A 12,681-nucleotide genomic window follows, 5' to 3' on the forward strand; every position below is an offset into this window, starting at 1 on the left:
TCTAAGGGCTTTAGTTGTATTTGCGAAACGAAGAGCTCGCGGCTACAACTAGAGCCCGATTCTTTTCAGATGCAGACCTTAAGTGGAAGGGTCTGCTATTTTGTCATCCAGAGTCCTGAGCGTATCTGATCTGAAAGCCCAAGCACTTTCAAAGGTACGCCTCAAACGAGCAAATTGGGGAGTTTTCCATGGTCATTCAAGTGGGCGATAAGCTGCCAACTGTCACATTCAAAACCATGAGTGCAGACGGGCCAGTTGATGTCACCAGTGAAGAGCTGTTTGGCGGTAAAACTGTGGTGCTGTTTGCGGTTCCGGGTGCATTTACACCAACCTGTCACCTGAACCACCTGCCGGGCTTCATCGACAATGCAGAAGCCATCAAGGCCAAGGGTGTTGAGACCATCGCTGTGGTTTCCGTGAACGACGCTTTTGTGATGAGCGCATGGGCACGTGATACTCGTGCAGACGATAAGATCCTGTTTCTTGCAGATGGCAGTGCGGACTTCACCAAGGCAATCAGCCTTGAGCTGGATGCATCCGCGTTTGGCATGGGCATCCGCTCCAAGCGTTACTCCATGATCGTAAAAGACGGCGTGCTGTCTTCCCTCAACATCGAAGAAGCTCCAGGCGAGGCTACTATCTCTTCTGCTGAGAATATTCTCTCTCAGCTTTAAGGGTCTCAACCCAAGAACGTTTAAGGGGAGCGATGCTCCCCTTTTTTGTTAGTCTTCCCAAAGAACCTAAAGCTACCTGCGAGGTCGACGAGCAGCATCCGAGATCATCTTGTAACGATCCGCTTTTCGCTTTTCTTCTTCCGCATCGTAGTCGTCATCTTCATCCTCATCATCGTCTTTTACGACCGGCTTGTCCTGATTAAACCAAGCCTTGATCAGGAACGCGAAATAGACGCCTACCAAGGTGAGAGCCAGCCCTGCCCATGTGAATGCATATTGCAGGTGGTTGTTAGAGAACGTCATGCGCGTTTCACCCGCCTGTGGCAGGTCACCGGCGACACTGACTGTCTCCTGTAAGTCAATGGTGTATGGCGCAGTCTGATCAGCCAGCATGCCCATGGCTTCTGCCATGGCCTTTGGTTCGCGGACATACCATTCATTGGTGCTCAGGTTCGGCTCAGCTGAGAACATGCTTGCTACTTCAGCGCGGCGTGCGAGACCTGTAATGGTCATCTGACCGCGCGGTGGAGCAGAGCCCAGACGGGTGCTGAAATCCTTGCGATCAATCGGGACGAAGCCGCGATTGACCAGCACAGTCCATCCATCATTGGTGATGAACGGTGCGTAGACGAAATACCCCTGTCCTCCCAGCGGGCCGTTTGGCTTGGTCAACGTATCGAAGTAGAACAGCTCACCTATGATGAACTGCCCCGAGACTTCGACTGGCATGTAGTCGATCTCGTCGCTGGACAGCTCCTCCCAGGTGGCTGGTCCAGGTGCGGCGACAGGCGCTTCTTTTGCCCGCACCTCAGCACGTTCGATCAGCGCAACTTTTTGGTCCAGCCGATCAAACTGCCACAAGCTCAGATTTGCTAGAATGGCCAGGCCGATTGCAGCGCACAGGTGCAGGATCCAGTAGCGCTTCAGAAACGGTATGAGTCTGGACCTGCTCGCGTCAGCATTTCCAGCCTCTTCATCGTCATGTTCTAATTGATCATCAGTCACGGCGTTATCTTTATTATTTTTTGTGTGTTGTGATGGGTTTTCCGGAACCGGCTCAGGCTCCTCATGCCATTCGACATCATTTTTGCGCGCAGGCTTTGCATCAGGTGATACATCGCCAACCTCCCTCTCAGCGATCATCAAGTTTTCCTTCCGCTGCATTGTTCTTGTACTGCAACGCGATCAACAGGCCCTTGAGAACGCGCAGAAGCGTTACGCTCAACACCACAGTGACGGGTGCCCATATGATCATATGCAGCCATAATGGTGGTTGATACGCAAACTCGACAAACAGCACACCACCAACAAGAATAAACCCCAGAATGAGAACGGCAAAGACTGCTGGTCCGTCTCCAGAATCTGCGAAGTCATAGGTCAGATCGCATCTGGAACAGGACGCCCGTAGTTTCAGCAGGCCCTGAAACAATGGCCCCTCCCCGCATCGTGGACATTTGCCGCGCAGGCCGGCGGACAATGGATTAGCGGGAAGGCCTTGAAAGGCCTTTGTCTTTTTCCTCTCACTCATGTGGAGCCTCGGATCCAAGGGTGCCCGTGAGAACGCACAGCAGACACCTAGGTCATATACATATAGAAAAGGCGGCTTGCGCCGCCCTTATCTTTTTCGAGTTTTTTTTTGGCCTGAGATCCAGACCTACTCCTGGCTAATGCCGGCTGCTTAGCCGCCCCAGATGTAAACTGCCGCGAACAGGAACAGCCAGACCACATCCACGAAGTGCCAATACCAGGCAGCTGCTTCGAAGCCGAAGTGCTTGGTGGTGGTGAAGTGGCCAGCCAGAGCGCGGAACATGCACACAGCGAGGAAGATGGTGCCCACGATCACGTGGAAGCCATGGAACCCGGTCGCCATGAAGAAGGTTGCGCCGTAGATGTTCTCAGAGAAGCCAAAGGCTGCATGGGAGTATTCGTAGGCCTGACAGATGGTGAAAATAACACCAAGGACTACGGTTGCAATCAGACCCCACTTGAGGCCTTCGCGATCACCATGAACCAGAGCGTGGTGTGCCCAAGTTACTGTTGTACCGGACAGCAGCAGGATCAGGGTGTTCAGCAGAGGCAGATGCCATGGATCGAAGGTTTCGATGCCCTGTGGAGGCCATACGCCGCCAGTGTGCTCAACACGGCCAAACTGCGCTGCTTCACCTGCGAACAGGGATGCATCAAAGAATGCCCAGAACCACGCCACGAAGAACATAACTTCTGACAGGATGAACAGCAGCATGCCGTAACGCAGGTGCAGAGACACAACGCGGGTGTGGTGACCTTCGCGGGACTCGCGCACGGTATCACGCCACCACATAAACATGGTGTAGAGAACGATCGCCAAACCAATGGCAAACAGCGCCCAACCGCTTAATGTGAAACCGACAGGCTGAAAGTCAGTCCAGCCTTTCCAGTAGGAAAGGTCTAACGAAAAGTTGATACCGCCTTCGCCCATCCGCATAAACGCAATGGCACCAATTGCCATAACCAACGCTCCAACAGACCCGATAAAGGGCCATGGGCTTGGCTCGATAATGTGATAATCGTGGTTCTTCGCACCAGCCATATCTTTCTCCCCATTTCAAAAAGGTCGCTTCTGCTAAAGCAGATCCGTCTCGCGACCTAAAGCTTGTCAGTGGCCGCGTCGCTTGGAGAAGCCACTGCAGCTGTTTCTTCCTCGCCGTCTTTCGGCAATTCAAAGAAGGTGTAGGACAAGGTGATTTCCTTGATGTTTTTCAGGCTTTCGTCCTTGTCCAATTCCGGATCGATGAAAAACACGACCGGCATATCGATTGACTCTCCTGACTGGAGCGGTTGCTCGGTAAAGCAGAAGCAATCAATTTTGTTGAAGTAGCCCCCTACTTCGAAAGGGGCCACATTGAAGGTGGAAGTTCCGGTCGAAACCTGCTGCGCGAGGCTTTTGGCTTCGTACATGATCTCAGTCATCTGACCGAGCTTCACGCGGACTTTCTTCTGTTTCGGTTTGAAGTCCCAATCCAGACCCGGAGCGACGTTGGCGTCAAAGCTCACGATGATCTCACGATCGAGAATTGTTTCGGATGCCTCTTCCGCACGCTGTGTGGTTCCGCCGTAGCCCGTCACCTGACAGAAGAGCTGATAAAGCGGGACAGCAGCGAAGGATAGACCAACCATTCCGAAGAACACACCAGCGCAAATCACGACAACGGTTGCGTTGCTGCGTTTCGCTTTTGCCTGTTCTGCAGTTTCTGAGTTTTGATCAGTCATCAGCGTCTCTTACAGCGGGCGATCAATGATGCCCGGGCCGAGCTTTACGATGGTGACGACGTAAAACATGGCAACCAGAACGGCCAGAGTGACTGCAAGCGCCACAGAACGGCCACGACGGGTCTTGATTTGCTCTTCAGAAAGAACTGCTTTTTGCTTGCTCATTTTCTTCTCTTTCCTGTTGTGCGTTAGACCAGACCAATCATGTTCTCAGCGAGCAACCCAGCGAAAATCAGCATGAGATAGAACAGTGAGAACTTGAAGAGAGACATTGCTGCTTTCTTAGCTGCATCGCCTTCGCGCACTTTCCAGACGCGGATTGCGTAGCCAAGGAACACCAGACCAAGGATCGCAGAACCAACACCGAAGAAGGCAGATGCGAAACCCAGGAAGTATGGAGACATGCCAACTGGCAGAAGCAGCAGGGAATAGAGAACGATCTGATGACGGGTTGCGGTTTCACCAGCAACGACCGGCAGCATAGGGACACCGGCTTCCTGATAGTCGCCGTTTTTAACCAGCGCCAGTGCCCAGAAGTGTGGAGGTGTCCAGGTGAAAGTGATCATGAACAGGGCGATGCTGACCAGAGTAACGTCGCCTGTGACGGCTGCCCAACCCACCATTGGAGGGAGCGCACCAGCTGCACCACCGATCACGATGTTCTGCGGTGTGCTGCGCTTGAGCCACATTGTGTAGATGACAACGTAGAAGAAAATTGTGAATGCCAGCAGGCCAGCTGCGACCCAGTTCGCGACCAGACCGAGTGTCAGGACGGAACCGAAAGAAAGCACCATGCCGAATGCAAAGGCTTCTTCGCGCGTGATTTTACCTGCAGGGATCGGGCGCTTTTTGGTGCGGGACATGACAGCATCAATGTCTGCATCCCACCACATGTTTAGCGCGCCAGATGCACCGCCACCAATGGCGATACAGAGAATAGAAATGAAGCTGAGGAAGGGGTGCTGGTTGCCCGGCGCCATGACAAGGCCAACAGCTGCTGTGAACACAACAAGGGACATTACCCGCGGCTTGAGCAGCGCGATGTAATCAGAAACGCTGCCACGACCGCCCAGATCGGTAGCGTCTTCCTGAAGTCCTTGTGTCTGATCCAGCATTGTCATGCCTGTACCTCTGTCGCGATGGAGAAGCCTATGCTGTTTTCAGCGTTCTTGGCTTCATTCCCGGAACATTGGAGCACTTCCGGGTCTTGTGCTTCGGCTAGCACCGGGGGCATTGAGCGCCCCCGGTAATTTCAGGCCAGTTATTTGATCTTTGGAAGGATCTCGAACTGGTGGAATGGAGGAGGTGAAGACAGTGTCCATTCCAGAGTGGTTGCGCCCTGACCCCATGGGTTGTCACCAGCTACACGCTTCTTGAGGAATGCATCAGCAACACACCACAGGAAGATGAGCACGCCAATGCCGGAGATATAGGACCCATAGGAGGAAACCATGTTCCAGCCAGCGTATGCATCCGGATAGTCAGCGTAACGACGAGGCATACCAGCAAGACCAAGGAAGTGCTGCGGGAAGAACACCAGGTTCACGCCGATGAACATCACCCAGAAGTGCAGGTTTCCGAGGAACTCGGAGTACATGTAACCGGAGATTTTTGGGAACCAGTAATACCAGGCTGCGAAGATCGCGAACACGGCACCCAGAGACAGAACGTAGTGGAAGTGAGCCACAACGTAGTAGGTGTCATGCAGAGCGCGATCGAGACCTGCGTTTGCCAGCTGAACACCGGTTACACCACCAACGGTGAACAAGAACACGAAGCCGATTGCCCAAACCATTGGCGTGCGGAACTCGATGGAACCACCCCACATGGTCGCGATCCAAGAGAAGATCTTAATGCCGGTTGGAACCGCAATCACCATGGTCGCGAACAGGAAGTACGCCTGAGTGTCAGCAGACAGACCAACGGTGAACATGTGGTGCGCCCACACGACGAAGCCAACAACACCGATCGCTACCATCGCGTATGCCATGCCGATGTAACCGAACACTGGCTTATGGGAGAAGGTAGAGATGATGTGGGAGATGATGCCGAATGCAGGCAAGATCAGGATGTACACTTCAGGGTGACCGAAGAACCAGAACAAGTGCTGGAACAGGATTGGGTCACCGCCACCAGCAGCTTCAAAGAAGGTGGTGCCGAAGTTACGGTCTGTCAGCAGCATAGTGATCGCGCCAGCCAGAACAGGCAGAGAGATCAGCAGCAGGAATACAGTCACCAGTACTGCCCATACGAACAGTGGCATCTTGTGCATGGTCATGCCTGGAGCACGCATGTTGAAGATGGTGGTGATGAAGTTGATTGCGCCAAGAATGGAGGAAGCACCTGCAACGTGAAGTGACAGGATTGCAAAGTCCATTGCAGGACCAGGCTGACCAGAGGTGGACAGCGGAGGATAGATGGTCCAGCCACCGCCAACACCGTTTGCACCTGGAGGCCCTGGTACGAACAGGGACATGAGCAGCAAGATGAATGCTGGTGGCAGAAGCCAGAAGGAGATGTTGTTCATGCGTGGGAACGCCATATCAGGCGCGCCGATCATGATCGGAACAAAATAGTTCGCAAAGCCACCGATCAACGCTGGCATAACCATGAAGAAGATCATGATCAGCGCATGCGCTGTGGTGAACACGTTGAACATGTGTGGATCTGCGAAGTATTGCATTCCCGGCTCTTGCAGTTCCATACGCATAACGATGGAAAGAAGACCGCCGATGATGCCAGCCATGATCGCGAAGATCAGGTAAAGGATACCGATATCCTTGTGGTTGGTGGAGTAGACCCACCGCACCCATCCGGTTGGATGGTCATGTGCATGCGTTTCAGACGCAGACATAGTTGTGCTCCCTCGTAAAGTTCTTGCTCGTATGCGCAGCAGCCCTTGACGCGCGCATACTCGGCTAAATCAGTGGTCCCGATTAACGGGACGCAACCTTCACGTCGGTGGCTGCGGTGGCAGCAACCTTCTTCTCATCAGCAATCAATTTTGCGAGAAGTGTGTTCGCTTCGTCGATGTCGGACTTCGCAGCTTCGGCCCAAGCCTGGTACTGCTCTTTGGTCACGACCTGAACGGCGATTGGCATGAACGCATGGTCCTTACCGCAAAGCTCAGAACACTGGCCGTAGAACATGCCGGTGTTATCAGCACGGAACCAGGTTTCGTTGAGGCGGTATGGAACGGCGTCGATCTTGATGCCAAATGCAGGAACAGCGAATGAGTGGATCACGTCAGCTGCTGTCACCTGAACACGCACGGTGGTGTCGACTGGAACAACGATGTTGTAGTCCGTTGCAAGGAGGCGAGGAAGTTCTGCATCTGTCAGGCCTTTTTCAGCCATGATGCCAGCGCGCTCGTCGTCCTGAATCATCAACGCATCAAAAGACACGTCTTCCATGCCTTCGTCGGCATATTCGTAACCCCAGTACCACTGGTAGCCAGTAGCCTTGATGGTCATTTCGTATTCAGGGATATCAAGCTGCTTGAAGAGCAAACGGAAAGACGGAACTGAGATCATCACCAGAATGAGGATTGGAACAACGGTCCAGACAACCTCGATCATGGTGTTGTGTGAAGTGCGAGATGGCGTTGGGTTCGCCTTCTTGCGGAACCGGATCATCACAACGAGCAGCAGAATTGCTACAAATACTGTCACGCCGGCCATAATGATAAGGGTAAAATCGTTAAACCAGCGAATGTCTTCCATCACTGTTGTCGCCGCAGGCTGCATACCCAGCTGCCACGGCGTTGGCTGTGCAGCACTGGCCGCACCTGCCATAAAACCCGTCAGTCCAATTGCTACAATCGCAGCAACGGCCGCCAGGTGATGCTTCAAGAGCTTCATCACGTCTTGCGCTCCCTGTCCCTCTTAATGCCGCCGAAGCGGCAATCCTCTTCTTGTTCACGCACGTGGGGTGCCCACTTTGGCCCGTCCGACCAGTCCTCACACCTGCGTGAATCCCTGCGACATATTAACCCAATAAGGGTTTCTACGCGATTCCCCTTAGGTTATAGCGACTATAAGTCGCAGTATCATTTGACTTTGATCAATGTGGGTGACAAAAAACATAAGAAATCCGCAGATGCAATGGGATTTTGAGCCCGCTCTGGTGTTTTCACCTAGTTACTTTCCCCTATAAAGAAAATCGATCATTTCTATCCACGCGTCTAATTTCACACACCAAATCGTCACTTTATCGGCAAAAAGGATCGTTACCTCGGCGTGAACAAAGTGAGTCGGAACCCTCCTTCCCCGTCAGTTAAGTGGACAGCGAATAATGCCAGTTTGCGCTTTGACATCAGGAGCGGTATTCCAATATTTTAGGGAAGCACCCCTCGCCGACTGGTTGAGGAGACAGGCACTGCGTAGCCAGTGAACTGGAGGAAGGTTTTTTGAAGCAGTTTTTACGCACGCTGACTTTAACAGTTGCGATGACAATGGCAGGCACCGTCGGGTTTTCCGGTGCAGGCTATGCGCAACAGGCACTCGGCGAACTGAAGGGCGAGTTTGGTGATTGGCAGCAGCGTTGCGCCACTTCTCCGGGATCCAACGTCGAGCAGTGTGCTCTTATTCAAAGCGTTACAGATTCTGCGCGCGATACCGTGGGCCTGACAGCGATCATTCTTAAGACGGCTGACCAGCAAGCAACCGTTTTGCGTATTCTCGCTCCACTGGGCGTTCTGCTACCTATGCAGCTTGGCCTGAATGTCGATGGCAAAGATGTTGGCCGTATGCCTTTCATCCGCTGCCTGCCAGCTCCAAGCGGCTGTGTTTCTGAAGCGATGCTGGAAAAAGACCTGATCGACAAGCTGACCAATGGCCAGACTGCGACCTTCATCATCTTTGAAACACCAGAAGAAGGCATCGGTATTCCGATTTCCCTGACTGGTTTGAAAGAAGCGATTGCGGCTCTTCCATAAGCCCTTGCCCTTTTAAATGTAAGCTGAAAGCCGATGTGATGTTGATCGCTTCGGCTTTTGTCTTTTCAAGGGCGCATTGATCCCGTTTCTCAGCCCTTCTGCTTTTCAGGCTCAGGCCAGATATCCGCCTCAGTAAAGCCCAGAGCTGCAAAGTCGTCTTTACGGGCGGCCTGTTCCAACTCATTCCCCAGGAAGAACTCATCCAGCTGCGGAGGTTTGACGGAGGTTCCGCTCAGCATGGCATGCACTTGCCCGCGGTGGTGGATCTGATGTTGGAAGAGATGAAGTAGGATCCGGTCCGCTTGTTCACTCATCGGCCTGTCATCTCGTAGCACGAGCATTCGCGAAAGATCAGATAGTTCCAGAGCTTTAACAAGACCAATCAGCTTGGTATCGCTCTTTCTTTGCGCCTCGAAAAGCGGTGCGAGCTCGTCGAATGGGTACTCAGGATCGAAAGCACGGATGCCGAGTGGCTTTCCTTCCAGAGCGCTGACATAGAACCAGTCAACGGTGAGGATGTGGTTCAAACTCATCAAAATGGAGGGGAAAAAGCTGGTTCGCTCTGCAGTCAGCTCTTCTTTTGACAGGTTTTGACAGCAGGTGAGGAGCCGGTAGTTGGCCCAAGCGTTGTTCCTTGCCTGTGCTTTAAAGTATTGAAGTGTCGTCATTACATTATCTTATTACATTGAAATAGAACGCCATCGAACCCAGAGCCCTCTTAGTTTTCCTAAAAAGATGATGGCCGAGCAAAGGGTTTTTGCACCCTATATTCGATAGGCAGTTTTTTATGAAGGCACATTCTGATTGATTGCGGCTACATCGGCCCGTCAGAACAAAAAAACAGCCCATTGCAGGTGAGCCGTGCCCATAGCGATGCATGTCTATATCGCGTTTGTTGTCACGACATTAATGATTATGTCCGTGCCTGACGCCAGCAAAATGCTGATTCTTTCCAGATCCGCATCCGGTGGCACTTTTGCTGGACTCTTTACCCTTATTGGCGTGAAAGCTGCTGAAGCCATTCAGGTGATATTGGTCTCCTTCGGACTTTCCTGGCTGATTGTGAGCTATCCTTATGTGTTTGAAGTTGTGACCGTTTTGGGGGCAGCCTATCTGATTTATCTGGGCATCCGCAGGTGGCGAGCTGCGGATGGGAAAATCCAGGAGCCCAGCGGTCAAGGCTCAGATTTTCTCACCGGTTTCACTATCAGTATAGCCAATCCCAAAACCCTCATCTTCCTCGCAGCTCTGTTTCCTCATTTCCTCAATCATACTCACCCCGTTGACGGCCAGTTTGTTCTTCTTGGTACTACCTTCCTACTCATTGCCACTTGTCTGGACTTGCCGCTTGTTCTTGGGGGCGGATTGGTGGAGCGCCTGATCCGGTCGCCGCGGATTGAAGACATACTAAAGCGGTTTAACAGCGGCGTGCTTTTGACGGCGGGGGTTTTTCTGATGGGGCTGCTGGTTTTCAGATGAAACAGAGAGCTTGCTTAAAACTCTCGCAGAAATCCCAAGGGTTTGATTGTGGAACCTATGCATGTTGGGAGCATCTCCCTGCAGCAGTTTGCTCTGCGCCAGCTGCCCTCAGGAACATCGCGTCGGGTATTGGATCCAGATGATGACTATCAGCCTTTATCTTGGGTTTGTTGCTGCAACCTTCATACTGCTTGCCATTCCCGGCCCCAACATAATGATGATACTGGCAAAATCGACACGTGAAGGTACTGCAACCGGATTGATTGTCATGGCTGGCATGACCATCGCTCAGGCAGTACAGATTCTTGCCGTTATTCTGGGTCTTTCCTGGGTGGTGCACACGTATCCTGATGCATTTGAGATCATTCAGCTGGGCGGTGCTGCCTATCTGATCTTTCTTGGGATTTCCAGCTGGCTACGTGCGGGGCGGCATGACAAAATAGAGAGCCATGGTCGTAAACACTTGAAAATCGGCTTTCTGGTTGGCCTCTCCAACCCGAAGTCCTTGCTGTTCATGGCGGCTTTCTTTCCGCAGTTTATCGACAAGGCCTCCCCTCCCGATCCGCAGCTTGCTCTTATGGGCGCGACTTATCTGGTGATGGCGGTTTTGATTGATGGGTTGATTGCCATTCTTGGCGGGTATTGGCGCAACTGGATGTCTGCACCATCGGCTAAGTTCAGGCTTGATCGGGTTTCCGGTGCGGTTCTGGTTTGCGCTGGTTTGGTGCTTGCCTTCCTGCACTGACCCTCAAATACTTGGGAGCGATGGGCTTCCCTCCCCCTTTATTGACGAGTAAGCCTTGAAAGTGCACGGATTGTTCGCCACAACAGAGCAAATCCATTTATTTCGGAGTTTTACCCATGAGCGATAAACCGATTGATCTTCTCCAGACCTCAGGACTGGACGAGGAGACAGCGCGCCAGATCACTGCGGCAGCGCTGAAAGGCGCCGATGATGGGGAACTTTATCTGGAGTACAGCCAGAACGAAGGTCTGGTGTTCGATAACGGGCGCCTGAAGTCTTCCAGCTTCAGCACCGGCCAAGGCTTTGGCCTGCGCGCTGTTGTTGGTGAAGCCTCTGGCTATGCCCATTCCGACGACATTTCCGAAGCAGCGTTGAAACGTGCGGCTGATGCTGTGGCATCCGTGCAAAGCGGACATTCCGGCACGTATGCGGCGCCTCCGACCCGCACCAACCAGAAGCTTTACACGGATGAAAATCCGATTGGCAGCCCGACTTTTGCCGAGAAAGTTCAGCTGCTGCAAGAAATTGACGCCTATGCGCGTGCGAAAGACCCTCGCGTTCAGCAGGTGACTGTTTCTTTGGCAGGCAGCTGGAAGACCGTTGATATTTTACGCGCTGATGGGCACCGTATTCGCGATGTGCGCCCGCTGGTTCGCCTCAACGTTTCCATTGTGGCAGGAGATGGCGACAAGCAAGAGTCTGGGTCCTATGGCTCTGGTGGCCGCGAAGGGTTTGGTGAGTTTGTGGCAGAGACCAGCTGGCAGCATGCAGTTGATGAAGCGCTGCGTCAGGCCTTGGTCAATCTGGAAGCGATCCCGGCTCCGGCTGGCACGTTTGATGTTGTACTTGGCAACGGCTGGCCAGGTATTTTGCTGCATGAAGCGGTTGGCCATGGTCTTGAGGGCGATTTCAACCGCAAGAAGACCTCTGCTTTTGCAGGCCTGATGGGTCAGCAGGTGGCCGCAAAGGGCGTGACGATTGTTGATGATGGCACCATTGCCAAGCGCCGCGGTTCTCTTTCCGTTGATGATGAAGGCACACCAACTGGCCGCACGACGCTGATTGAGGACGGTATTCTTGTTGGCTACATGCAGGATCGCCAGAACGCGCGTTTGATGGGTGTTGAGCCAACTGGTAATGGTCGCCGTGAGTCCTTCTCACATCAGCCGCTTCCACGCATGACGAACACAATCATGGAAGCCGGTGATAAAGACCCGAAAGAGATCATTGAGAGCCTTGAGGACGGTATCTATGCTGTTTCCTTTGGTGGTGGTCAGGTGGATATCACTTCCGGCAAGTTCGTGTTCTCCTGCACAGAAGCTTACCGCGTTCAGAACGGTAAGATCGGAGCTCCTGTGAAAGGTGCGATGTTGATCGGTAACGGTCCTGATGCTCTGACCCGCGTGTCCATGATTGGTAATGACCTGAAGCTTGATCCGGGTATTGGTACTTGCGGTAAGGCTGGTCAAGGAGTGCCGGTGGGCGTAGGTCAGCCAACCATGCGCATCAATGAGATGACCATTGGTGGCACAGCGACCTGATTGGTTTCAGATCATCTTGAGAATTTTAAAGGGGCAGTGATGCCCCTTTTTCTTTGC

At 52.9% G+C, this 12,681-nt stretch carries 14 protein-coding genes; 5 read left to right on the forward strand and 9 right to left on the reverse strand.

Features of this window, described 5'->3' with window-relative positions; genetic code table 11:
• The first annotated feature begins 188 nt into the window (after window positions 1-188).
• Window positions 189-674: a peroxiredoxin gene (locus tag PJE062_RS14595; protein WP_008549580.1), complete on the forward strand. Its 486-nt coding sequence runs from the start codon at window positions 189-191 to the stop codon at window positions 672-674.
• Window positions 675-746: 72 nt separating this feature from the next.
• Here PJE062_RS14595 and PJE062_RS14600 read toward each other — a convergent pair whose 3' ends face one another.
• From PJE062_RS14600 to coxB, 8 genes are all read right to left on the reverse strand, one after another.
• On the reverse strand, window positions 747-1,817 hold the full coding sequence (locus PJE062_RS14600; protein WP_008549794.1) for an SURF1 family protein: 1,071 nt from the start codon (window positions 1,815-1,817) through the stop codon (window positions 747-749).
• Window positions 1,807-2,103, reverse strand: coding sequence for a DUF983 domain-containing protein (locus tag PJE062_RS14605; protein ID WP_008549650.1), 297 nt, complete (start codon window positions 2,101-2,103; stop codon window positions 1,807-1,809). Before PJE062_RS14605 ends, PJE062_RS14600 begins: the two co-directional genes overlap by 11 nt.
• Window positions 2,104-2,352: 249 nt before the next feature.
• Window positions 2,353-3,243, reverse strand: a complete 891-nt coding sequence (locus tag PJE062_RS14610) for a cytochrome c oxidase subunit 3 (protein WP_008549739.1) — start codon at window positions 3,241-3,243, stop codon at window positions 2,353-2,355.
• Window positions 3,244-3,299: 56 nt separating this feature from the next.
• On the reverse strand, window positions 3,300-3,923 hold the full coding sequence (locus PJE062_RS14615; RefSeq protein ID WP_008549936.1) for a cytochrome c oxidase assembly protein: 624 nt from the start codon (window positions 3,921-3,923) through the stop codon (window positions 3,300-3,302).
• A gap of 9 nt (window positions 3,924-3,932) precedes the next feature.
• The gene (locus PJE062_RS26555; protein WP_008549643.1) at window positions 3,933-4,088 is read right to left on the reverse strand and encodes a hypothetical protein; all 156 of its coding nucleotides are present in this window, start codon (window positions 4,086-4,088) and stop codon (window positions 3,933-3,935) included.
• Between the two features lie 23 nt (window positions 4,089-4,111).
• Window positions 4,112-5,044: a heme o synthase gene (locus PJE062_RS14620; RefSeq protein ID WP_008549593.1), complete on the reverse strand. Its 933-nt coding sequence runs from the start codon at window positions 5,042-5,044 to the stop codon at window positions 4,112-4,114.
• A 140-nt stretch (window positions 5,045-5,184) separates the two neighbouring features.
• On the reverse strand, window positions 5,185-6,777 hold the full coding sequence (gene ctaD, locus PJE062_RS14625; protein ID WP_008549500.1) for a cytochrome c oxidase subunit I: 1,593 nt from the start codon (window positions 6,775-6,777) through the stop codon (window positions 5,185-5,187).
• A gap of 82 nt (window positions 6,778-6,859) precedes the next feature.
• Window positions 6,860-7,783, reverse strand: coding sequence for a cytochrome c oxidase subunit II (gene coxB / locus PJE062_RS14630; protein WP_008549512.1), 924 nt, complete (start codon window positions 7,781-7,783; stop codon window positions 6,860-6,862).
• 593 nt (window positions 7,784-8,376) lie between these two features.
• Here coxB and PJE062_RS14635 point away from each other — a divergent pair.
• On the forward strand, window positions 8,377-8,859 hold the full coding sequence (locus PJE062_RS14635; protein ID WP_050773929.1) for an invasion associated locus B family protein: 483 nt from the start codon (window positions 8,377-8,379) through the stop codon (window positions 8,857-8,859).
• Between the two features lie 89 nt (window positions 8,860-8,948).
• On the opposite strand, the gene PJE062_RS14640 is transcribed toward PJE062_RS14635, so the two are convergent.
• Window positions 8,949-9,527, reverse strand: coding sequence for a DinB family protein (locus PJE062_RS14640; RefSeq protein WP_008549990.1), 579 nt, complete (start codon window positions 9,525-9,527; stop codon window positions 8,949-8,951).
• A 193-nt stretch (window positions 9,528-9,720) separates the two neighbouring features.
• On the opposite strand from PJE062_RS14640, the gene PJE062_RS14645 reads away from it, so the two are divergent.
• The 3 genes from PJE062_RS14645 to tldD all read left to right on the forward strand — a co-directional run bounded on the left by PJE062_RS14645 (window position 9,721) and on the right by tldD (window position 12,624).
• Window positions 9,721-10,338, forward strand: coding sequence for a LysE family translocator (locus PJE062_RS14645; protein WP_208982320.1), 618 nt, complete (start codon window positions 9,721-9,723; stop codon window positions 10,336-10,338).
• A gap of 142 nt (window positions 10,339-10,480) precedes the next feature.
• A complete protein-coding gene (locus PJE062_RS14650; RefSeq protein ID WP_008549891.1) occupies window positions 10,481-11,083 on the forward strand; it encodes a LysE family translocator in 603 nt (200 codons plus the stop codon).
• Between the two features lie 116 nt (window positions 11,084-11,199).
• On the forward strand, window positions 11,200-12,624 hold the full coding sequence (tldD, locus tag PJE062_RS14655) for a metalloprotease TldD (RefSeq protein WP_008550088.1): 1,425 nt from the start codon (window positions 11,200-11,202) through the stop codon (window positions 12,622-12,624).
• Window positions 12,625-12,681: the final 57 nt, after the last annotated feature.

Origin of the sequence: Pseudovibrio sp. JE062, assembly GCF_000156235.1 — a bacterium.
Lineage (GTDB): Bacteria > Pseudomonadota > Alphaproteobacteria > Rhizobiales > Stappiaceae > Pseudovibrio.